We start from the raw sequence: 24,541 nt of genomic DNA, 5'->3' as shown, positions 1-24,541 counted from the left end.
ATGTTAAAATGTAGGAGTAACTACTTGAATTCTTCGTAGGTTCAGCGAAAATATCGATTTTTAATGGTTTTCGTAAAACGACGTAGAATTTAGGTTTAACAAAACTAATGACTTTATCAACGGATGTGTGATATCCTAATATAGAATAACATAAATGGAGTGGGGGCATATGGCGAAGAAAACAAGTAGTAGTTTTAGGTTAAAAAAAACCATTAAGAGAAAAATGATGTTAACCATTTTTTTACCAATCATCAGTGTACTGTTGATAGCATTCTTTTCTATACAACAGTACATGAAGCAAGTAGCTTTTGAATCTGCAAAGGTCGTTTCTGAAAATCAAGCACTGTTGTCCTCGTATGAACTTTCTGGTGTCATTGAGGGGTACACGAATTTGGTTGAAGATACAAAAATTGCTTTGGAAAGTTGTACGTTGCTTTCTCGCGAGGAAAGGGCCAAATATGTAGACGAAACATTAAAGTCAATTGTTAAACAGAATCAATCGGCAATAAGTGTATGGACCTATTGGTCATCCGGGCAATTAAACGTTTCTGACACCAGTTTTTCTTATTTACGCGATGGAGAAAGTATTTTAAAATCAAGCTTTACAGATGAACGCTTCACCAGTGCTATGACGGCTTATGAGTCAGGAGAACCGTTTGTAGTAGAACCTTATTTAGTGGATGAAAAGGTCATGCACTTTGGGTATTCTGTCCCCATCAACGATTCAACAGGTAAAGCGATAGGCTTGGTCGGAATCGAATTTGAGTTGAGTGAACTCCAGTCATATATTGAAAACAAGAAAATTATGAACAATGGGTTTATGAGACTTCTTTCGAATAATGGTATAGTGGTGGCACATAAAAGCTTTGGTAGAGTTGGCACATTTTCTGGAGAACTGGATGCCAATGGGCAAGGCGTTTATATTGACGTCATAAAAAGTGGCACCACTTACACCAGTATTGAGTATTCAGCGGCAATCGATCAAGACACCTATAAGAGTTTGGCGCCTATAAGAGTTGGGAATACGCTTTGGAGCGTGGGCACCATTCTTACTGAAGAAGAGATTATGGCGGAGTCAAATCGACAGCTTATTTGGCTATCGATTATTGCCCTTTCAATCGTTTCGGCTATTGGACTTTTGATTTTCATGGCTGCGAATTCAATTTCAAAGCCTTTAAAAAGTGTAACTCAAATTGCACATCAATTATCTGATCTAGACTTAAGAGAATCCGTTGATCCGAAGCTTATGAATAAAGAAGATGAAGTGGGCACATTGGCCGTAGCATTTGATAACGTAATTCGAAATATTGGTGAGTTTATGGAACTCAATGCGAAAATTTCAGAAGATCTTAAGCATTATTCTGTTGAACTTTCTGAGATTAGTAAAGACTCATCAAACTCTGCTGAGGAGATTTCTCGCACAATAGAACAGGTTGCCAACGGTGCAGATGAGCAAGCGCGTGAAGCTGAAATGGCGGTTAATGCCATTGATTATTTTGGAAAGCTTATTGAATCTGATCAAAACCAGCTTAAGTCTTTGAATGACGTCAACCATGAGGTAACAAGACTCAAAGAAGAAGGTCTGACCCAAATAAAAGCGTTGGTTGAGAAAACAAAGGTGAATGAAGCATCTTCTGTGGAGATATCTCATGTGATTGAGAGTGCTAATGAAAGTGCTGAAAAGATATTTACAGCGAGCAAAATGATTCAGAATATTGCAGACCAAACGAATTTGCTTGCCCTTAATGCTGCGATTGAAGCGGCAAGAGCAGGGGAGTCGGGAAGAGGTTTTTCTGTAGTTGCGGAGGAAATTAGAAAGCTTGCTGAGCAGTCTGAGCAATTCACAGGAGAGATTTCTAAAATTATCATAGAATTGAAAAGCAAGACTGAAAAAGCTGTAGAAACTATGGGCATTATGACGCGCTCTATTGATGAACAGACACAAAGTGTTTATGAAACAAAAGATCGATTTGATGGCATTTCCATTTCGATAGAGAAGACCAATGAAGTTATTCTGAAAATGAACGAAAGCGGCCTGATCATGTCTGAAAAGAAAGATCAGATTATAAGCAATATTCAAAACCTTGCGGCTGTGACTCAGGAGTACGCAGCAAGTACTGAGGAAGTCAACGCTTCGGTAGAAGAACAAACGGCTTTAATAAATCATATTGCTGATGCCAGCGTCTCTCTAACGGAGATTACACAGCAGTTAAATGCAAGCATCCAAAAGTTTAAAAAGTAAGGATTTAGAATGATTAAAAAGAGCGAAGACACTTAAAATGAATTCTATCATATTTCTATCACATTTATGGTTTACAATGACAGTGTAGATAAAAATAATAGACATTAGGAGGCTCACAATGAAAAGAATATTGATTTTAACTGCACTTAGTGTATTGATTATCAGCACTATGGCGTTGTCCTTTGCAGATGCTACATTCCGTCCATCAGAAATTTTGGCAAACTTGTTAGGCAAATCCACAGAGGATGTTTATGAACTAAGACTTGAATCTGGAAAGACATTTGGACAGTTGGCTGAAGAAAACGGCGTGTATAGTGAGTTTTCAGAAGCGACATTAGAAGCAAAGAAAGCGCGACTGGCTGAACTGGTTGAAGAAGGAAAATTGACACAAGAGGAAGCTGATCAGATGCTTGAAAATTTTGAAGCTTGTGACGGTACCCAATCAGGACTTGGTAGAGGTTTGTTTGGAAAGGGATCTGGCGGACAAGGCTGTAATGGTCAGGGCCGAGGTCTAGGCCAAGGCAAAGGCAATGGCATGGGCGGCAGAGGCATGATGAAAAATTGGTAAAATTGAAATGGTTTTAATGAAGCGACAACCTTTAGTATGTATACCATACATAGGTTGCCGCTTTTTTATTTTAATTAATGACCCAATATGAATTAAATATATAAATGCGGTATTAAAATTTCTATTTTTAAGATTAATAATATCTCGTATCACTATTATCATTTCAAAATGGAGTCAAAATGGAGTCAAAATCACTTTCAACACCTCGAAAACCCAGTAAAATCAATGGTTTCAGAGTTTGAAATCTTTACTCCCACTCGATTGTACTCGGTGGCTTGCTTGTCACATCATACAGAATTCTGTTTACGCCGTGAACTTCATTTACGATTCGAGATGAAATCTTATCAAGAACTTCGTAAGGTATGCGCGCCCAGTCAGAAGTCATGCCATCTATGGAAGTAACCGCTCGGATGCCTATGGCATGGGAGTAGGTTCTTTCATCACCCATAACACCAACAGATCTGATGTTTGGGAGGACGGTGAAGTACTGCCATACGTCACGGTCAAGGCCAGCTTTTGAAATTTCATCCCTTAAAATTGCATCGGATTCACTTACCAAGTGGAGGGCTTCCTCTGTGATTTCGCCTAGGATACGAATGGCAAGACCGGGACCAGGAAATGGCTGTCTCCAAACAATATGTTCAGGCACACCAATTTCAAGTCCAACCTTCCTCACTTCATCCTTGAAGAGGTCTCTAAGGGGTTCAATCAATGAGAACTGCATATCTTCCGGAAGGCCACCTACATTATGATGGCTCTTGATAACTTCTGCAGTATCCGTACCACTTTCAATTACATCTGGATAAACTGTTCCTTGTACCAAATACTCAATGCCACTCAGTTTACTCGCTTCTTCTTCAAAAACGCGAATAAACTCCTCACCAATGATTTTTCGCTTGGTTTCCGGATCTGAAACACCGCGAAGTCTATTCATAAAACGCGCTTTGGCGTCTACCCTTATAAAATTCATATGGAACTCATCTGCGAAAACTTTTTCCACCTCATCGCCCTCATTTTTTCTGAGAAGGCCATGATCAACAAAAATACAAGTGAGCTGATTGCCAACAGCCTTGTGAACAAGTGTTGCAGCAACTGAAGAATCAACGCCTCCAGAAAGACCACAGAGGACATTCTTATCGCCCACTTTTTCAGCAATAGCCGCAATCATCTGGTCGGCAAAATCTCCCATGTTCCAATCTCCAGAACACCCACACACTTCATATAGGAAGTTAGAGATAAGTTTGCGGCCAAATGGTGTATGCTCCACTTCTGCGTGAAATTGTACCGCATAGAGTTTTTTCTCAGTATTTTGCATGGCTGCTACAGGACAATTTTCAGTTCTTGCCGTAACTTCAAACCCTTCTGGCACTTTAGAAACAAAGTCGAAATGACTCATCCAGCATTGGGCGCCAGAATCTACATCCTTGAACAATCCCGTTGACGCATCAATGGCCAGTTGGATCTTGCCATACTCCTGCTGAGTGGCTTTTTCCACCTTTCCATCAAGTGTATGGGCCATAAGTTGCATCCCATAGCAAATTCCCAAAACAGGGATGCCAAGATTAAAAATTTCAGCATCTAACCGGGGAGCCCCCTCTGCATAAACAGAATTGGGCCCGCCAGTAAAGATAATGCCCATAGGCTTTTTTTCCAAAATTTTGTCATAGGCATGTCGCCATGATACCACTTCGCTATAAACACCAGATTCTCTGACACGTCTGGCAATAAGTTGATTGTATTGACCGCCAAAGTCAACAATCAAAATGAGTTCATTTGTCATCTCACATCCCCCTTAATTGGTATCCGCACTGGATATACTGTAATTTGGTGGTTCTTTTGTTATGGAAATATCATGGGGATGCGACTCCCTAAGGCCTGCGTTTGTAATGCGAATAAATTTACCATTTGTCTTAAGATCATCTATAGACCCTGTCCCGCAATACCCCATACCAGACCTTAGTCCACCAATCAACTGATAGATAATATCGCGCAAATAACCTCTATAAGGCACACGGCCTTCAACACCTTCGGGCACAAATTTTTTGGTTTCATTTTGGAAATACCGATCTTTTGACCCAGCAGCCATTGCCGCCGTAGACCCCATTCCCCGGTACATTTTAAAACTACGCCCCTGATACATGACAATTTCACCCGGGCTTTCTTCAGTGCCTGCAAATAAGGACCCAATCATAATCACGTCTGCCCCTGCTGCAATAGCCTTTGGCAAATCTCCAGAGAACTTAATACCACCATCTGCAATAACAGGGACACCATACGCTGCCGCTGCCTTTGCACAATCATAAACTGCTGTCACTTGTGGAACACCAATCCCCGCTACCACACGTGTTGTGCAAATAGAGCCTGGGCCAATACCCACTTTGACACAGTCTGCCCCTGCTTTAATCAAGTCCACTGTCGCCTCTGCAGTGGCAACATTTCCTGCAATTATATCAAGATCCGGGTATGCCTTTTTAATTTGGCTTACAGACTTGAGTATATTTTCACTATGCCCATGCGCCGAATCCAAAGCAATCACATCGACACCTGCCTTGTAGAGTGCTTCTACCCGTTCCATCATATCAGACCCAATCCCAACAGCAGCACCAGCAAGAAGTCGTCCTCTAGAATCTGTTGCACGGCTTGGATATTTAACTTGCTTTTCAATATCTTTTATTGTAATCAACCCCATAAGTTTTCCGTTTCCATCCACCAGGGGCAGCTTTTCAATTTTATGCTTTCTGAGAATCTTACCCGCATCCTCTAGCGAAATATCCGCATGGCCCGTAATAAGATTTTCTTTGGTCATAACATCAGAAATTTTCGCATCCATATCAGATTCAAATCGAATGTCTCTATTTGTAATAATCCCAACCAATTTGTTGGTGACATCCACAACAGGTACACCAGAAATTCGATACCGGCTCATAAGATTTTCAGCATCCTGGACCAAATGATCTGGACTGAGTGAAAATGGATCCACAATTACACCGTGCTCACATCTTTTTACCCGATCCACTTCAAGCGCTTGGTGCTCAATGCTCATGTTTTTGTGAATAATGCCAAGTCCACCTTCACGTGCAATGGCAATGGCCAATTTTGATTCTGTCACAGTGTCCATTCCCGCACTGATAATTGGGATGTTCAAATTAATCTTCTTTGTCAATTTTGTCTTAACACTTACCTGATGCGGCAACACAGCAGATCTTTGGGGCACAAGCAGTACATCATCGTATGTAAGCCCTTCTTTGATCAACTTTCCTTCCATAGTATACGCCTCCATTCAAAAAAATAAAAAAACAACCGATCGAAATGCCATGGTTGCCTCAAAAATTCCACACAGTAAATGCAGAGATATGGACAACTCATAGTACGATTTTTTTGGCAATCGCGTAGAAACTTCCAAGCCTTATCATTTGGAATTATATGAGTTACGGTTATTATGTTAATACTCAAATTACCACGTTTAGCCCCCTTTGTCAACAATCGACACGCGAATATTATTTCTTAATTTTATTTAATCAATTTAAAACTTATGATACAATAAAACTCTAGGGTTACGAATTAATTTAAGAGAGGATATTATATGAGTGTTTTTCAATACGTCAAGCCTTTTCTAAAAAAGTATTGGCCATATTACTTTTTTGGAACGCTTCTTCTAATGGCCATTGACGGCCTACAGCTCATAACCCCATTGGTGGTCGGGGCCTTTACCGACGCTTTAATGGATGGCACATTGACGCGAGAATCGATTCCAAAGTACATCATCTACATAATGGTTATCGCCACTGGCGTTGCCATAGGCCGTTTTGGATGGCGAATGACCATCATCAAAACAGCAAGGAGACTTGAATACTGGCTTAGAAACCAAGTCTTCACTCATCTGGAAAAAATGAGTCTCAACTACTTCAACCACCATAAAACAGGAGACCTCATGGCACATTGTACCAATGACATCAACGCAGTCCGCAATGCTTTCGGTGGTGGTGTTATTATGTTTGTAGATGCTTTCTTCATGGGCCTTATGACCGTAACGCTTATGGCAACGCGAATAGACCTCAAACTTACATTGGTGGCATTTTTGCCCTTGCCGCTGATTGTCGTCTTTATCATCACACTTGGGCGTCAAGTTCGAAACCGCTTCCAAAAAGTACAGGAAGCTTTTTCACAACTTACAGATGTGGTGCAGGAATCTTTTTCTGGCATCCGAATCATCAAGTCCTTTGTGCAGGAAAAGCAATCTCTAAATACCTTTAATGAAAAAAATGAAAACAACTTCAGAAAAAACATGCATATGGTTAAATTGTTTGGCTTTGTTCATCCTTTAGTTGGCTTTATTTCAATGCTCAGCACACTGATTGCCATTGTTTATGGTGGTCGATTGGTTATTGACGGTGGCATTACAATTGGAAAATTTGTTTCCTTTTTAAGCTTTGTAGGCATGCTGGCTTGGCCAATGATGGCCCTAGGTTTTGTTTACAACAACCTCCAAAGAGGTATGGTTTCACTTAAAAGGCTCAATGTCATATTAGACACACCACCAGAAATAATTGACCTCGACGTTATAGACCAGTTTATAGGGGCCTACAAACCAGACGCTTCTATAGAGTTTGACCATTTGACTTTTACTTATCCAGGAACAGACACACCAGCACTTAATGACATCTCGTTTGAACTTCGTCCAGGTGAAACACTTGCAGTTGTTGGCAAAACAGGTAGTGGGAAAACCACTCTGGTAAACTTGATTTTAAGATTGTATCAAGTGCCTGATGAAAGCATAAAGATTGGCGGGGTCGACTTAAACAGAATTCCAATAGATAAGGTACGCAGTATGATTGGCTATGTCCCGCAGGATAATTTTTTGTTTTCTAGAAACATTGCCTACAACTTACGTTTTGGAAATGACGCTTTAACAGAAGATGAAATGATTAGGGCAACAAAATCTGCTCAAGTCTATGATGAAATAATGAGTTTTCCAAAAGCATTTAATACAGAATTAGGCGAACGCGGCGTCAACATGTCCGGCGGCCAAAAACAACGTGTATCTATAGCCCGAGCACTGGCCATGAAACCAGACATCATAATTTTAGACGATTCCCTCTCAGCAGTGGATACCAAAACAGAAGAAAGTATTTTACAACATTTAAAAGAAGACCTTGAAAACACAACCTCTATTTTAATTGCACATCGAATCTCAACCATTAAACATGCGGACCAGATTATTGTGCTCGATCAAGGCGAACTGGTTGAAAAAGGTACACATGAGTCCCTGCTTCAACTAAACGGACACTATGCAGACATGTATCAAAAACAACTGCTCGAAGAAAAACTATCCAAGGAGTAAGGCGAATGGAATACAATGAAAAAGAGATCGTAAAATCCTATGACGCCAAACTCATGTGGCGACTGTTTAAATATGCAAAATCTCAATGGCTAATTTTAACATTAAGTATTATTATGATGCTGTTTGTAACAGGAGTAGACTTATTAATTCCCTACATCACTAAAATTGCCATAGACGATTACATTACCCCTGTCAGTCAGGAAATTTATTTCACAGATACCAGTGATGAAAATGCCACTTTTAGCATCAACTCGCGCGGCATCGTCTTTCCTGGTCTTATCGCTCGAACTTTTGATGCATCACCATATGCTACAAAAGGTCAAATTTATAGGGGGCCAGAACGGTATTATCTAATTGACGATTACACTGAAAACCTCAGTGGATCAGGGGCAGAAATTGAAATTAAAAACGGGACTATCTTAATTAACGGGGCGTCTTATACAGCAATTCCACTTACAGATGACCAAACAGATGCCTTTAAAAGTTATAACAAAACACAAATTTTAATCCTTACGCTGACTTTAGGTGCCATATTACTACTGAACTTTGCATTTTCTTTTGCACACACTTATCTCCTAAATTATGCAAGTCAGAAAATTGTCTACTCGATGCGTGAGCAACTTTTCAGTCATATTGAAAATATGAGTTTAAGTTTCTTTGACAAAAACCCTGTGGGCAGGTTGGTAACACGGGTATCCAATGACATGGAAAATATCAATGAAATGTTCACCAATGTCATTGTCACATCCCTAAAAGACTTTTTGTTGCTCATCGGCACCGTCGTGGTCATGCTTATGATCAACTGGAAACTCACATTGATTGCCCTAAGCACTATGCCACTTGTTTTGTTTTCAGCTCAGATTTTCAGAATGAAAGCACGTGCTGTACAAAGACAAGTAAAGATTAAGATTGCTAAAATTAATGCAACCCTTGCTGAAAATATCAACGGTATGAAAATAATTCAAATTTTTAACCGTCAAGAGACCATGTTCAATGAGTTCGACACCATCAATGCTGACTACTTAAAAAGTTCCATTGATGAAACAAAAGTCTATGCAATCTTTAGACCCACCATGAACTTTGCTTATTCCATCAGCCTTTCCCTACTCCTTTGGTTCGGTGGTGGTGATGCTCTAAGCAACTTGGTTGAACTTGGTGTTTTGGTGGCCTTTGTATCCTATACACAGCAATTTTTCAGACCCATTATGGACCTTAGCGAAAAGTTTAACGTCTTCCAATCCTCAATGGCCAGTGCAGAGCGGATTTTCATGCTTTTGGATGAAGAAACTACAATTTGTAATCCGCCACAGCCAAAACGCTTTGAAGCAGATGCTTTCAGAGGTGAAATTGAATTTGACAATGTTTGGTTTAGCTATGATGAAAACCCAAAAGAAGTTGAAGACTACGTTCTAAAGGGCGTTAGCTTTAAAATCAAAAAAGGCGAGTCCATGGCACTTGTTGGGGCAACAGGTTCTGGTAAAACCACAATCATCAGCCTCTTAAACCGTTTCTATGACATCCAAAAAGGGCGTATTTATATTGATGGCGTCGAAATTAGAGACCTTGAAATTGAAAGTCTACGTTCGCAAATTGGTATTGTACTTCAAGATGTTTTTCTCTTCGCAGGTGATATTAAGGGCAACATCAGACTCAATGATGAAAACATCTCTGACGAACGCATTCATGAAATTTCCAAATATGTAAATGCGGATGGGTTCATTTGTAAATTGCCAAACAAATACGATCAAGAAGTGACCGAAAGGGGTTCTACCCTTTCAGCTGGCCAACGTCAATTGCTTTCCTTTGCACGTGCTCTAGCGTTTGACCCTAAAATTTTGATTTTAGATGAAGCCACCTCAAACATCGATACTGAAACAGAACTCTTGATTCAAGATGCCATCAACAAAATCATTCATGGCAGAACCACTGTTATCGTTGCCCACAGGCTTTCAACGATTCAGCATGTGGATAAGATTATCGTCATGAGCAAGGGTGAAATCGTAGAAATTGGAAATCATCAAGAACTCCTTGAAAAAGGTGGTATGTATTACGATTTATACAAACTACAGTACAAGGATAATTAAACAAGGGGCATTTACGAAAATAACATCTTGTGCTATACTGTAATCGAAGTTAATAATGATTCACCTAGGGGTGCCAATTGGCTGAGAGCGTATGTATGTGCGTAACCCTTTGAACCTGAACTGGTTAAACCCAGCGGAGGAAAGCGTGGAAGAATGACAATCAACCATATCCTTTCCGGATATGGTTTTTTTATTTCCACCATTTTTGAATCATCCAAAATTATAATTCTTGGAGGTAGTAAAATGGAAAGAAGTGCAAACCAAAATGTAAAATTACTGGTTGAAGGGGCAATGATGATTGCCATAGCAACAATTTTAAGTTTCATCAAGATAGCAGAAATGCCTTACGGCGGATCTGTTACAGCAGCAAGCATGGTGCCAATCCTTATCTATGCTTACAGATGGGGGGCTTCAAAAGGCTTCTTGGTTGGCGTTGTCTACGGCATCATTCAATTTTTAATCGACCCCTATGCAGCCCACCCTATATCGGTCATCTTGGATTACCCCTTGGCATTTGGTGTGCTTGGCATCATGGGACTTTTCGCACACAAAAGCACCAATGTTGCTAAAATCATTACAGGCATTGTCGTGGCAATCGGTCTCAGATTTGTCTCCCACTACCTGTCAGGCGTCATCTTTTTCGGTATGTATGCACCTGAAAATATGTCACCCTACTGGTACTCCTTTGTCTACAATGGCGCTTACCTATTGCCTGAAATGATCATTTCCATCGTGTTTTTCATGTTGCTCCACAAGCAATTAAAGCAGTTAAAACTATAACGCACAAATTCGCACATAGAAGCATAATGCTAAGCAGCAAAGGTAATGTTATGATTAAGATGCGTCATGTAACATTACTAAATTATTATGCCAGATGGGGGAGGATTTGTTATGAAAAAGAACTCTGTTAACTTTGCTGTAATGCTCTTATTTTTTGCTATGATGGTATGTTCCAGTACAATTGCATATTCTGAAAGTCACACGTTTGATATCGTTGATAATGAAGGTGAAAAAGTCTTGTGGCTAGATATGGACAATCCGTATTCAAAAATTTGGTTTTATGAAAACGTTGAAATGTACATGATTTCCTATCCGGATGGCGGGGATTTTACATCCTTTATCACCGGTCTTCAGTTACCGGTTGGCACACAAGTTACGCTGAAATCAGAACTTGAAAAAGCATCAAGTAATATGGATGTAAGTTTTTCTGTTAAAAAAAGCAGCTCCACGCAATCAAATTTAACACATGAATACGATTTTACGCTTGAGGCCTACGTAGAAATTCCCATTTATGATGAAAATGGTCAACTATCAGCTGAAAATGATGCACGGTATACAATGAATCCTACTGGCATAGATGAAACCTCTGTAGTGTTTAACGAAGAGGGCTACTATATGCTTAATTTTACGGTTACTAGTTCCAGCAAAACGCCTGGTATTGATATTGGTAGCGTCGGTTGGTATACTATTTTCTTGTCAGTAGGTGATAACTTTGAAACGGATGTACCATCTGATTGGGCAGAAGAATCTCTTGTAAATGTCGTTCAAAATTATGGCAGTTTTGGCGTTGAAGATACTTTTTTTAGTGATTTTGGAAAAGAAATTACCCGATTGGAATTTGTTAATCTCGCCTTATCTCTCTACTCAATTATTGGCGGTCCCTATCAAGATGTAGAGTATGAAGCCTTTTCAGATTGTAGCGATTATAATGTCCAAAAGGCCAAGGCATATGGCCTAATCAATGGGTATGAAGATGGTACATTTAGACCTGAAAACAAAATGACACGTGCAGAAATTGCAACGCTACTCATGCGAGTCCTTGATCGGGCACAGATGACTTATGAGAGAACAGATGTCAACAGATTTGTAGATTTAGAAGAGTCTCATTGGTCCTATCAATCAATTCTAGATGCTCAAGTCAACGGATTTGTTTCAGGGGTATCTGAAAATCATTTTGATCCCTCTGGAACGGCAACTAAAGAGCAAGTTTTAGTGATTATTCAAAGAATAATAGATATTCATCAAACACGCTTGTTCGATAATTAAAAATACCAAAAATAAAAGTCCAATCGGTTAATACCGAATTGGACTTTTTTGCAGCTCATTAATTTTTGATCTTATAACTGCATTTTTATCGACATAATCCGTTTTGTTGAAAATTGAAATTGCTTTATCGTAATGTTCTTTTGACAATTCCTTGTACAAATCTGACCCTTGATGTTGATAAAGATTTGAGTAAACCATACCATAAAATATATTTAAATTTCCAAATTTAATCGGAGAACTCAATGCGTTAAAAGCGTCAAACAACTGATCCTTATATAGCAAACATGCCTCAAGATATTCTTTCGATTTGCTTTTATTATAAATATTTAATAGCGCATTACATTTGCTATTTATACAATCTGCCAAATGAATAGGATACAATTTTGATTTGTGGTGATTTATAATTCTGTCGAACGGCTGCAGTACAAGGTCAGGACTTGATATACGGCCAACTTCATAAAGAGCCGAATTATAGAGACCAAGCAAAGTAAAATAACTCATTGATTTAACATTTAAGTCACTATGTGCAACTGTTTTTTCTAGATAATCGATGGATAATTTTGCATAAATTAAATATTCTTCATTTGTTGTAAGAATAAACAAGTCGATATATACAGAAACTAGATTGTTATGAACAATAAACAGAACCCTATGATCCTCATGCTTACTGTAGATCCATAAAACTTCTTTTAAAGCATCCAAGGCTTTTAAATTATTCTTCTTTGCATCAACTATGGTTGCGATGCTCGTATATGCCATCCCAATGGAATTCTTAATAATAGCGTAGTAATGAGGGTTTCTTTCAAGCGTAAAGTAGTTTAAGGCACTATTCAAATAACGCAAGGCATTTTCAGCACTTTCATTACTGAATTTAAGTTTAATTTTACTGCTATAAGCCAGACCTATGTTCATCTCACATTGGGCTTTAAATTCATGCACTTCAGTTAGGTCATTTTCAAATATTAGATTGAATAATTGAATTGATTTATCAACATTAACAAGTGGATCAATATTTATTGCCAACCGTGTATATGCCAATGCAATATTATGGAGGATTTTAAGTCGTTCAATATTACTGTTTGATAGTTGTGCATATTTAAGCGCTTCGTTATAGTAGTGCAAGGCTTTTTCGATATTATGTTCCGAATCAAAAAATTCTGATTGAAAAAGGTGTAGGCTCCCAAATTTTTTTAGAACAATTGCATATTCTAAAGGATATTTCAATTTATTGAAGTCTTTGATACACAGCGTGTAATATCTAACCGTTTCATCAAAAAAGGAAGAATCTTCAGAATTCTGTAATAATATAAACCCAACAAATCCAATATATGAGTATATAAGCGCTCGCATATGGGGGTCTAAAATAGACTTATACGTCTCTAAAATTTCTAAATACTTATTTTTAGCAGATTCAAAATCACCGCTTGCCTCAAAGGCTTGAGCAAATCTTACATCTAATTCAAGTTGAGCTTGATTAATTTGACTAGAACCGGAATTCTTTCTCTTATGTATATTATGCGTTTTATTGTCATATGAATAACTGATATGTATAAGCGCTTTAATAAAGGATTCAATCGTATTTTCCGAATTTAACGCAGCCAATAGAGAATCAGAATCCACAGTGTTAAATTCAATAATCTGAATAATATCGTCCATAAATATTTTATTTTTTGAATCGTCATTAATAAATTGAATTTGTTTTATGAGTGCGTTTGATAGGGTGTCAATTATGTATTTACCCGGTTTCGAGTCAGTTTTCCAATGCCTAATACGACTTGGATGTCGATCAATTTCCATAGCAAACTCATCAATATTAATGTAATAAGTGTCTAATATTCTAGAAAAGATTTTATTAAATAACGTCATTGTGACGACCTCCTTATGTGTTAATATCTTTATAATATATTAACACATATATATCAAAAACACACCTACGCGCGATATTTCGGCGCAGCCGAAAATCGTGAGAGGAGGTTTTACCTTTGCACCTTACACAAAAAAATAGCCCCCCTTCGACGGTCGATCCACAGGCGCTTTATGCCGAGGACTCTCGACCCGAGAAGGGGGGCCATTTTTTTTTACATCATACCACCCATGCCACCCATTGGCATTTGTGGTTCATTTTCTTGTGCGATATCAACAACACCTGCTTCAGTTGTGAGGAACATTGCTGAGATAGATGCTGCATTTTGTAAGGCTGATCTTGTTACTTTAGTAGGGTCTACAATACCAGACTTAATCATGTCCACGTAGATACCCTTATAAGCATCAAAGCCAATTCCAGAATCAGACGCTTTCACCTTTTCCACAACGACAGACCCTTCAAGACCTGCATTTGTAGCAATTTGGCGAACAGGTTCTTCAAGCGCTCTGGCAATAATCATTGCACCTGTCTTTTCGTCCCCTTCAAGGGTTTCAAGCAAGTCATTTACCTTCTTAATAGCACCTATAAGCGCAGTACCACCACCAGGTACAATACCCTCTTCAACAGCTGCACGTGTTGCATTAAGAGCATCTTCAATTCTAAGTTTCTTTTCTTTCATTTCAACTTCAGTTGCTGCACCAACCTGAATCACCGCAACACCACCTGCAATTTTCGCAAGTCTTTCTTGAAGTTTTTCTTTATCAAATTCAGAAGTTGTCTCTTCCATTTGCATCTTAATTTGATTTACCCGCTCATCAATAAGGGCTTTATCGCCTTCACCATCAATGATTGTCGTTTTATCTTTATTGATTTTAACCGATTTTGCACGTCCAAGCATTTCCATTGTTGCAGACTTAAGGTCATACCCAAGTTCTTCAGAAATCATGGTGCCACCTGTGAGAATCGCGATATCTTGAAGCATTGACTTTCTTCGATCTCCAAATCCAGGTGCTTTAACTGCGATACACTCAAATGTACCCCTGAGTTTATTTACAACAAGTGTTGTAAGCGCTTCGCCTTCAATATCATCTGCAATAATCAAAAGCTTTCCACCCGATTGAACAATCTGCTCCAAAATCGGAAGAATTTCTTGAATGTTATTGATTTTCTTATCTGTAATTAAAATATATGGACTTTCAAGATTGGCTTCCATTTTTTCAGGATCAGTCACCATATAATGTGACACAAAACCACGGTCAAATTCCATACCTTCCACAACTTCAAGCTGTGTTCCAAATGTTTTGGATTCTTCTACCGTAATAACGCCGTCTTTACCTACACGGTCCATCGCTTCAGAGATAAGCTCTCCAATGTTGCGATCTGCCGCTGAAATGCTGGCAACATCAGCGATATCTTTCTTATTTTCAATTAAAACACTCTCAGACTTAATTACATCTACAGCCACTTCAACTGCTTTTTCAATTCCAGTTTTGAGAATCATTGGATTTGCGCCTGCAGCAACGTTTTTCAAACCCTCTTTAATAATAGATTGGGCCAAAAGTGTTGCAGTTGTCGTTCCATCTCCAGCCACATCATTTGTTCGTGTAGCTACTTCTTTAACAAGTTGAGCACCCATATTTTCAAAAGCATCTTCAAAATCAATTTCACGGGCAATTGTCACACCGTCATTTGTAATAAGGGGGGACCCAAATTTCTTTTCAAGGATGACGTTTCGTCCTTTAGGTCCAAGTGTTACTTTTACCGTATTGGCAAGTTTATCTACGCCAGATTCCAATTTTTTTCTTACGTCTTCACCAAACTTAATTTCTTTTGCCATAACGCTATACACCTCCGATTATTCTACCACTGCTAAAATATCTGTCATTTCACAAATCAAGACTTCGTCATTGTCCACCTTAATTTCGGTGCCCACAAACTTCTTGAATACTACTTTGTCGCCTACCTTAAGTTCTTCCACATCTTTACTTACAGCGACAACTTCTGCCATCTGTGGTTTTTCCTTGGCTTGAGACGGCAAGACAATCCCACTAGCCGTTTTCTCTTCGGCTTCCAATCTTTTGATAATTACGCGTTTTCCAAGTGGTCTTAACATTCGATTTCCTCCTTTAAATGTTCGTATTCGTATTCTGCCCCTAAAGGCTAAAGAGTTTGTTTTACGATATTATGATAAACCATCTGACAACAAAAATCAACAATTTTTTAGCACTCATAAATGATGAGTGCTAACAATTTGTCTACATCTGTTCCATTCGGTGTGTTGCTTCTGAAATGGACTTCATATAAAGTTCGTTCACATAATCATAATCAAGTCCAAGCAAGTCGCAAATCTGGATAACCATGTCCCAGTTGGCCACTTCGTAATATTTAAGCATTTTTAAAATTAAATGAAACGTGTTGTCCCCACCCAGTAGAGCACCCTTGATGTCTTCACTTAAAGGAAGATCTTCCAAGATATCATATAGGGGTTTTTCCATCAATGTGTCAATCACAGAAAAAAGCCCCATCAAAAAAGCTTCTGTTTTACGGTCTTCAATAATCAAACATTTAGCAAGCTTTTCTGCAAATACCGCCCGAACAAGAGAAATTCGAATCACTTCATTTGGTTTCGCTTCACCAATCTCTCTTAACATAATGAGTGTTGTCCACTTCCGAATTTCCTGTATTCCTAGGAGTGTTAAGGCATGTTGAACACTTTTAATCTCATTAATTGTATAAAAAGCAGGTGAATTTATAAGCCTAAGCAATTTATATGTTAGAGACAAATCACTTTCAATAATATCTGTTAATTTCATAAAATCCGCCTCTTCATTAACGGTTTCTTTTAAAATTTCCAGATATTTATATGTAGAAATACTAAGACCTTTCCCTTGGTAAACCACAGGTCTTTCAAAGAAAAACCCTTGAAATAGTTTATACCCTAATTCCAGCGCTTCATTATAATCTTCAATTGTTTCAACTTTTTCAGCCAACAAAAGCACATCACTGGCCTCATATTTCTCAGCCATATACTTTCTACCCGCTGTCTTCAGAACCATGAAATCAACTTTCAGAATCTTTACATACGGCATGACAGCATCAAATCCATGACCACCAGCAAAATCGTCAAGCGCAATCTGATACCCTGCATCACTGAGCTCTCTACATTTTTCAACCAAAGTACGGTCTACCGTAGCTGTTTCTAAAATTTCAATAACAAGCTCATCCGGTTTAAATAATTTAGGTAAATCCTCTTTGATCAATGTGTCTGTAAAATTAATAAAGGCACGCTTGCCCCCAGTTAATTTGTCAAGTCCAAAACTCGTCAAAGCGTCAGTTACAACCGAAACAGTTGCAACATCGGCATCTTGATTTACATCATAAACATTTTTAAAGTTACTTCGGTAAAGAATTTCATATGCAACCACTTGCTTTCGAGTGTTGAAAATAGGTTGCCTAGCAACAAAAATATTCATAGTCTCTAAAGCCTTCCAGTTTTATTTTCATTTCTAATAAAATCGAAAAGATACTGCTGTGCATAACCAGCATATTCAGAAAAATAAGATTTGGCAAAAGCCTCCACCTGCTTTTGACTGCCGTCAATGCCGTAGTAATTCAAAAGCACCTTTTTCATCCATGTATCAATTGGAAAAGCGTTCTTATGCCCATAAGCAAAGAGCAAGACACAATCTGCAACTTTCCCGCCCACGCCATAAAGGGTCATCAGCCAAGTCTTTGCGTCGTCAAAAGACAAGTCATAAGGAGTCTTTAAATCAAGATTTCCAGATGTGATTTGCGCAACAGCTTTATAAATAGATTTTGAACGATACCCCATGCCTTTTACCTGAAGGTCTACAACCTCAGCCTTTTCAAGTGCCTCAACCGTAGGGAAAGCATAATAGGGTCTTCCTTTATGTGTCCCAATATAATGGCCAAACTTCTCAGAAAGCGCTTCTACAGCCATCTTGATTTTAGGAATGTTGTTATTTGCCGAGATGATAAAAGTAATTAAAGTTTCAAAAGGGTCCTGATTGAGGAGCCGAATACCACTGCCTTGTTGCGTGGCCTTTTCTAGCCATTGATCTTTATGTGCTAAGGTGCCAATCACATCTGCATAACTCACAGACATATCAAAGTAGTCATACAACCTGTCTTCAGATAAATCACCTGCTAAAACAGTTACGCGATACGACGCCTTATCATGTGGCGTAACGGCCAAAAGCGCACCGTCAACAACACCTAAATAAACTTCATCTATTAGGTGCCACCGAAAACATTGCCCACATTCAAATGTTTGTTTTGGATCAAAATATGTACGTTCTATAATCATATATCCCTCACGGTTATATTATACCTCATTTTTAAGCTTTACATTAATAAAACCTCGTAATACACCTAAATGTATCACGAGGTTTGAATCAAAAGTCCTATATTTTTTCTAGACCAAAAGTTTGACGACAAAGAACGCCGCAACAATCCAAGTCAAAAGATGAACTTCTTTAAATCGACCCGTTAGAGCTTTTAAAATAACATAAGACAACATACCAAACACAATACCATCTGAAATAGAATACGTGAGCGGCATCATGAGGAGTGTCAAAAATGCAGGTATTGCTTCTGTAAAATCTTCAAAATCAATTTCCTTAATTGGACTGATCATAAACAGACCTACCAAAATAAGAGCAGGTGCTGTTGCAGCTGAAGGAATCATGATAAAGAGTGGCGATAAAAGCAAGGCAATTGCAAACAGGCCGGCTGTCACAAGAGAAGTAAGACCGGTTCGACCACCTTCAGCAACACCAGATGCAGACTCCACGTAAGTGGTTACAGTCGATGTTCCAAAGATTGCGCCAACAGTTGTGCCAACAGCATCTGCAAAAAGTGCTTTTTTTGCATTTGGAACTTTCCCATCTTCAGTCATCATACCCGCTTTTGTGGAAACACCAACCAAGGTACCTACAGTATCAAACATATCTACAAATAAAAATACAAACAGCACCATTAACATATCAAAAGAAAGAATTTCAGACCAAACAAAGTTAAAGAAATAAGGTGCTGTTGGTGCAGAAACAATTTTATCTGGTAAAAGTGTTTGTCCCATTGGAATTCCAATAAGTGTTGTTGCAATAATCGCAATGAAAAGCGCACCCTTAACCTTAAACGCCAATAAGACACCAGCAATTATAAGACCAATCAAAGCAAGAAGCGGTGCCCCTGTTGTTATATCCCCAAGCTCAAGCGGGGTGGCGCCTTGAATGATAATACCTGCGTTGGCCAAACCAATAAAGGCGATAAACAGACCAATGCCCACCGATATCGCTTTTTTAATATTAGATGGAATCGAATTGATAATTGCCTCACGAACATTTAAACCTGTCAGTAATAAAAATATAATACCCTCTAAAAACACTGCCGTAAGTGCAAATTCAAATGATTTCCCCATGCCAATTACAACGGTATACGCAAAAAAAGCATTTAGGCCCATACCTGGTGCCAAAGCAAAAGGTAGCTTTGCAACAAGCCCCATAACAAGTGTTGCAATTACAGATGAAAGCGCTGTTGCTGTGAAGACTTTCATGAAATCCATACCGGCAGCTTCCAACGTCAGCGGATTGACAATTAAAATATAGGCCATTGTCATAAAAGTGGTAAAGCCAGCAATAATTTCAGTTCTTACATTGGTTCCGTGTTCTTTGAGTCTAAAAGTTTTCTCAAAGAATCCAATATTCTTTTCCATACATACCTCCATTCAGTATTCTCTACCTCTAAATTTTAGCAAAACAAATCCAAAAACACAAATAATTTTTATATTTATCCAAATAATCTTCGTCTTTAACTGCTTGTTTTTGTAATTATTCATATGTATTGTTAAATTGTTCTGTTATGAATCCCGATTATTTTGTTAAAAGTACACAAGGGGTATGTAGTATCCATAAAAAAGCCGGGATATAATCCCGGCTTCACTCACAGTATCAAATTTTGTATAACATGATAAACAATTGGTAAAAGTACACTTGGAAGCATGTTGGCCACTCTGATCTTTGACGACAGAACCATGGATAAGCCAAGTCCTACAATCAAAAGACCGCCTGTTGCCGACATTTGAAGCACAACTGTTTCAGTCAAAATTTCAGCCGCACCGCCAGCAAGGAGGGTGATACTTCCCTGATAAATCAAAACTGAAGCTGCTGAAAAAATAACCCCCACACCCAATGTTGATGCAAAAACAATAGAAGTGATTCCATCAAGAACTGATTTTGCAAAAAGGATTTCATGATTGCCATTTAATCCACTTTCAAGGGCACCCATAATGGCCATTGCACCAACACAATACAAAAGACTTGCTGCCACAAACCCCTTACTAAAGGTAGAGCCACCTCTTGAAAATCTAACCTCGAGTCGATCTCCGATTTTTTCGAGACGTTTTTCAATGTCTATCCACTCGCCGATTACCGTTCCTATAACAAGAAAGAAAATAATCTCCATTATATACGGCATCCCTTCCATGGCACTCGAGAGTCCAAGGAGAATCACCGCAAGCCCAACACCCTGCATTATAGTGGTGCTCATCTTTTCTGGCAACCCGCCTTTAAGCAGAACACCTGCAAAGCCACCCACTACAATTGCAAGTGCATTTACAATCGTTCCAAGCATGCACTTTCCTCTTTTTCGTTTAAATTAGAACAGCCCTATAATTTCGCCGTCCTCTAATATATCAATATTATTTGCAGCAGGCACTTTTGGTAGGCCAGGCATACGCATAATATCGCCCGCCATTGGGATCAAAAATCCCGCACCTGCAGATACTTTAACATCATTAATCGTAATTTTAAAGCCTTCTGGCGCACCAATTAGGCTTGGATCATCCGAGAAAGAATATTGCGTCTTAGCCATACAAATTGCCAAATCGCCCAAACCATCTTCTTCATGTTTTTTTATGGCCTTAAGCGCCTTGTTTGAAAACTCAACCGCATCTGCACGATAAATTTCCTTGGCAACTGTCTCAATTTTCTTGACAATCGGTTGATTCAACTCGTATAAAGGCTTGAATTTAGAAGTGCCACCCTCAGCAAGTTCAACCACTTTCTTTGCAAGTTCAACAGCGCCATCGCCACCCTTAGCCCAAACCTGTGTCAACACAACAGGAACGCCAATTTCACGACACATTTTATCCAGAAGTTCAACTTCTGCCTGAGTGTCTGTAGGGAATTCATTGATTGCAACCACAGCAGGAACACCAAATTTTCCAACATTTTCAACATGTCTTTTTAAGTTCTCAAACCCAATTTTTAAAGCTTCAAGATTTTCTGTGCCAAGATCATTTTTGCCAACTCCCCCGTGTTTTTTAAGGGCTTTTATCGTTGCCACAATCACAGCTGCACTTGGCTCAAGACCTGCATACCGGCATTTAATATCAAAGAATTTTTCAGCACCCAAATCCGCACCAAAACCAGCTTCAGTGACAACATATTCGCCAAATTTAAGTGCAGTTTTGGTTGCAACAACAGAGTTACAGCCATGTGCAATATTGGCAAAAGGTCCACCATGAATAAAGGCAGGTGTATTTTCAAGCGTTTGTACAAGATTTGGCATAATTGCATCTTTTAGAAGTAACGCCATTGAACCAACTGCATCCAATTGTCCAGCTGTGACAGGTTTGTTTTCATATGTGTACCCAATCACCATTTTGGAAAGTCGCTCTTTTAAACCTCTTATGTCCATCGCCAAACAAAGAATTGCCATCACTTCAGAAGCAACCGAAATATCAAAGCCATCCTCACGGACAACACCATCTCCCTTGTTCCCCAATCCAACAACAATATTTCTAAGTGCACGGTCATTCATATCTACGGCACGTCTCCAGCTCACACGCTTTGGATCAATGCCCAACCGATTGCCCTGATGGATATGATTGTCAATAAGGGCTGCCAAAAGGTTGTTGGCTGTCGTCACCGCATGAATATCACCTGTAAAGTGCAAATTAATGTCTTCCATTGGAACCACTTGCGCATGTCCACCTCCAGCAGCGCCACCTTTAACACCAAAACAAGGTCCTAAAGACGGTTCACGCAAGGCTGTAAATGCTCTTTTCCCAATCTTGTTAAGTCCCATACTCAATCCAACATTGACCGTCGTCTTGCCCTCACCTGCAGCCGTTGGATTTATCGCAGTAACGAGAATCAATTTTCCATCTGGTTCATTTTGCTTTTGCTTAAGAAGATCTAAACTCACTTTCGCCTTATAATTTCCATAAAGTTCTAAAGCCGATTCTGGAATTCCTACTTTCCCAGCCACATCTTTGATAGGCTTCATTGTTGACTCTTGTGCAATTTGAACATCTGTTTTCATGATTGGCTCCTTTCCAATGACACTTTATTTTTCCAGTTTATCTTTCACCAACTTGCCAACAAGGGCATCATCTGCAATATACGGAATTGTGATGTGGTCTGTTTCACGCGTTTCATTATAGTGTTTTGAAGTTTCAACAGCATGGGTATTTCTTGCCCAAGCACGTCTCGCAACACCGCCCATAACATCCCAAGGCATTGCATTTTTTAAAATTTCATCAACACGTTCACTGCCATCTAGAACCATACCAAATCCGCCATTGATAGATTTACCAATGCCAACACCACCACCATTATGAAGGGCAATCATACTCATACCCCGCGCTGCATTTCCAGCAAAAATATGGGTTGCCATATCCGCCATAATGTTTGAACCATCTTTAATATTAGATGTTTCTCTAAACGGCGAGTCCGTTCCACCTGTATCATGATGGTCTCTGCCCAGCATAATTGGGCCAACCTCACCTTTTCGTACCATTTCATTAAACTTAAGTGCTATTTTAAGTCGTCCCATTGCATCTTGATACAAGATACGGGCTTGAGTTCCAACAACCAACTTGTTTTTCTTTGCATCCCGAATCCAAACCCAATTGTCACGGTCTTGGAATCTTCTCTCCGGATCAATACACGCCATTGCCGCTTGATCGGTCTTATCTAAATCATCGGATTTGCCACTTAAGCAGACCCATCTAAAAGGCCCATATCCGTAATCAAAAAGGACCGGTCCCATAATATCTTCTACGTAAGATGGCCAAATAAATCCATCCAACTCATTTCTGCCATTTTTACAAATTTCTTGAACGCCCGCATCATAGACGGCCTTCATAAAACTATTGCCGTAGTCAAAAAAGTAAACCCCACGCTCGACAAGTACCTTAATGGCCTTAAAATGGCGAACAAGTGTCTCATTAACCAAGTTGACAAATCGCTTTTTATCATTTGATAAAAGTGCCGTACGTTCTTCAAAAGAAATTCCAACTGGGCAATACCCACCATCATACACGTTATGACAAGAAGTCTGATCCGATAACAGGTCAATGGCAATTTCCTTATCCACGGCATATTCAAGCAAATCTACAATATTACCATGATACGCAATGGCAACTGCTTTGCCTTCTTTTTTATACGTCTTAGCCAATTCAAACGCAGCTTCAGGCGATTCTGCAATATCAGATACCCAGCCTTGTGTATGGCGTGTTTCAATTCTGGAATAATCAACTTCTGCAATAATGCCAACACCACCAGCAATTTCAGTTGCCTTTCCTTGGGCACCACTCATGCCACCAAGACCCGACGTTACAAACAAACGTCCTTTTAGGTCTTCTTTTTCAGGAATACCAAGTTTATCTCTTCCAGCATTTAAAAGTGTCGAATAAGTTCCATGCACAATCCCTTGCGGTCCAATATACATCCAACCACCAGCTGTCATCTGTCCATATGATGCCACGCCAAGCGCAGCAGCCCGATTCCAGTTTTCAAGATCATCAAACATACCAATCATAAGGCCATTTGATATTACCACTCTAGGCGCAGTTTTAGGTGATTTAAAAAGTCCAAGGGGATGGCCTGATTGAACAACTAAAGTTTGCTCATCTGTCATTTCTTCAAGATATTTCTTGATCAAATGGTATTGCATCCAATTTTGGCAAACACTTCCCGTTTCACCATAGGTTATAAGTTCATATGGGTAAAGGGCAATATCAAAATCCAAATTGTTGTCAATCATAACTTGTATGGCTCTGCCTTCCACCGTTTTCCCTTTATAGGTATCAATAGATTTACCTTTAATGTTGCCTTGAGGCCTAAAGCGATAGCCATAAATACGGCCTTTGGTTAAAAGTTCCTCTAAAAACTCTGGCGCAAGCACTTCATGCCATTTTTCAGGTATATACCTCAGCGCATTTTTGAGTGCCAACTCGATTTCAGAAGGTGTCAGTGTTAACTCACGCATCGGTGCACGTCGAATCCCACTTTTAAACTCAGGGTATTCTGGCAATACATCAAACAAACTTTCAATATTGATTGTATTCATCTCATCCTCCTATTTTTTA

Annotated in this window: 17 protein-coding genes and 2 riboswitches; of the genes, 6 read left to right on the top strand and 11 right to left on the bottom strand. The window is 39.1% G+C overall.

Features of this window, described 5'->3' with window-relative positions; translation table 11 throughout:
* Window positions 1–169 precede the first annotated feature (169 nt).
* Both JOC49_RS04475 and JOC49_RS04470 read left to right on the top strand, forming a co-directional pair.
* Window positions 170–2,242, top strand: coding sequence for a methyl-accepting chemotaxis protein (locus tag JOC49_RS04475; protein ID WP_204662826.1), 2,073 nt, complete (start codon window positions 170–172; stop codon window positions 2,240–2,242).
* Between the two features lie 118 nt (window positions 2,243–2,360).
* The gene (locus tag JOC49_RS04470) at window positions 2,361–2,810 is read left to right on the top strand and encodes a hypothetical protein (protein ID WP_204662824.1); all 450 of its coding nucleotides are present in this window, start codon (window positions 2,361–2,363) and stop codon (window positions 2,808–2,810) included.
* Between the two features lie 247 nt (window positions 2,811–3,057).
* On the opposite strand, the gene guaA is transcribed toward JOC49_RS04470, so the two are convergent.
* Complete coding sequence (gene guaA / locus JOC49_RS04465; protein ID WP_204662822.1) at window positions 3,058–4,590, bottom strand: glutamine-hydrolyzing GMP synthase; 1,533 nt, start codon at window positions 4,588–4,590, stop codon at window positions 3,058–3,060.
* Window positions 4,591–4,602: 12 nt separating this feature from the next.
* Complete coding sequence (guaB, locus tag JOC49_RS04460) at window positions 4,603–6,075, bottom strand: IMP dehydrogenase (protein ID WP_204662820.1); 1,473 nt, start codon at window positions 6,073–6,075, stop codon at window positions 4,603–4,605.
* 80 nt (window positions 6,076–6,155) lie between these two features.
* Window positions 6,156–6,257, bottom strand: a riboswitch (purine riboswitch).
* Between the two features lie 136 nt (window positions 6,258–6,393).
* Here guaB and JOC49_RS04455 point away from each other — a divergent pair.
* The 4 genes from JOC49_RS04455 (at window position 6,394) to JOC49_RS04440 (ending at window position 12,281) form a co-directional block, all read left to right on the top strand.
* Window positions 6,394–8,151 (top strand): ABC transporter ATP-binding protein, encoded by a 1,758-nt coding sequence (locus tag JOC49_RS04455; RefSeq protein WP_204662818.1) that lies wholly within the window; start codon window positions 6,394–6,396, stop codon window positions 8,149–8,151.
* Between the two features lie 5 nt (window positions 8,152–8,156).
* Complete coding sequence (locus tag JOC49_RS04450; RefSeq protein WP_204662816.1) at window positions 8,157–10,235, top strand: ABC transporter ATP-binding protein; 2,079 nt, start codon at window positions 8,157–8,159, stop codon at window positions 10,233–10,235.
* 56 nt (window positions 10,236–10,291) lie between these two features.
* Window positions 10,292–10,395: riboswitch (TPP riboswitch) on the top strand.
* Between the two features lie 83 nt (window positions 10,396–10,478).
* Complete coding sequence (thiT, locus tag JOC49_RS04445) at window positions 10,479–11,015, top strand: energy-coupled thiamine transporter ThiT (protein ID WP_204662814.1); 537 nt, start codon at window positions 10,479–10,481, stop codon at window positions 11,013–11,015.
* Between the two features lie 111 nt (window positions 11,016–11,126).
* Window positions 11,127–12,281: an S-layer homology domain-containing protein gene (locus tag JOC49_RS04440; protein ID WP_204662812.1), complete on the top strand. Its 1,155-nt coding sequence runs from the start codon at window positions 11,127–11,129 to the stop codon at window positions 12,279–12,281.
* A gap of 27 nt (window positions 12,282–12,308) precedes the next feature.
* Here the strand turns inward: JOC49_RS04440 and JOC49_RS04435 are convergent, their stop codons facing one another.
* From JOC49_RS04435 to JOC49_RS04395, 9 genes are all read right to left on the bottom strand, one after another.
* Window positions 12,309–14,147, bottom strand: a complete 1,839-nt coding sequence (locus tag JOC49_RS04435) for a hypothetical protein (protein WP_204662811.1) — start codon at window positions 14,145–14,147, stop codon at window positions 12,309–12,311.
* Between the two features lie 212 nt (window positions 14,148–14,359).
* Window positions 14,360–15,982 (bottom strand): chaperonin GroEL, encoded by a 1,623-nt coding sequence (gene groL, locus JOC49_RS04430; protein ID WP_204662809.1) that lies wholly within the window; start codon window positions 15,980–15,982, stop codon window positions 14,360–14,362.
* 18 nt (window positions 15,983–16,000) lie between these two features.
* A complete protein-coding gene (gene groES, locus JOC49_RS04425) occupies window positions 16,001–16,258 on the bottom strand; it encodes a co-chaperone GroES (protein WP_204662807.1) in 258 nt (85 codons plus the stop codon).
* Window positions 16,259–16,400: 142 nt separating this feature from the next.
* On the bottom strand, window positions 16,401–17,618 hold the full coding sequence (locus tag JOC49_RS04420) for an EAL and HDOD domain-containing protein (protein ID WP_204662805.1): 1,218 nt from the start codon (window positions 17,616–17,618) through the stop codon (window positions 16,401–16,403).
* Between the two features lie 5 nt (window positions 17,619–17,623).
* Window positions 17,624–18,472: a DNA-3-methyladenine glycosylase family protein gene (locus JOC49_RS04415; protein ID WP_204662803.1), complete on the bottom strand. Its 849-nt coding sequence runs from the start codon at window positions 18,470–18,472 to the stop codon at window positions 17,624–17,626.
* Window positions 18,473–18,580: 108 nt separating this feature from the next.
* Window positions 18,581–19,891, bottom strand: a complete 1,311-nt coding sequence (locus JOC49_RS04410) for an NCS2 family permease (protein ID WP_204662801.1) — start codon at window positions 19,889–19,891, stop codon at window positions 18,581–18,583.
* 215 nt (window positions 19,892–20,106) lie between these two features.
* Window positions 20,107–20,796 carry a DUF554 domain-containing protein gene (locus JOC49_RS04405; RefSeq protein WP_204662799.1) on the bottom strand — a complete coding sequence of 230 codons (690 nt, stop codon included), beginning with the start codon at window positions 20,794–20,796 and terminating at the stop codon, window positions 20,107–20,109.
* A 24-nt stretch (window positions 20,797–20,820) separates the two neighbouring features.
* Entirely contained in the window at window positions 20,821–22,491 is a 1,671-nt protein-coding gene (locus JOC49_RS04400; protein WP_204662797.1) for a formate--tetrahydrofolate ligase, read from the bottom strand.
* 24 nt (window positions 22,492–22,515) lie between these two features.
* On the bottom strand, window positions 22,516–24,522 hold the full coding sequence (locus tag JOC49_RS04395; RefSeq protein ID WP_204662795.1) for a urocanate hydratase: 2,007 nt from the start codon (window positions 24,520–24,522) through the stop codon (window positions 22,516–22,518).
* Window positions 24,523–24,541 lie beyond the last annotated feature (19 nt).

The sequence above is a fragment of the Fusibacter tunisiensis genome (assembly GCF_016908355.1).
Lineage (GTDB): Bacteria > Bacillota > Clostridia > Peptostreptococcales > Acidaminobacteraceae > Fusibacter_D > Fusibacter_D tunisiensis.
Note: the sequence above shows the minus strand (reverse complement) of the source record. Positions and strands in the feature narration are given on the sequence as shown.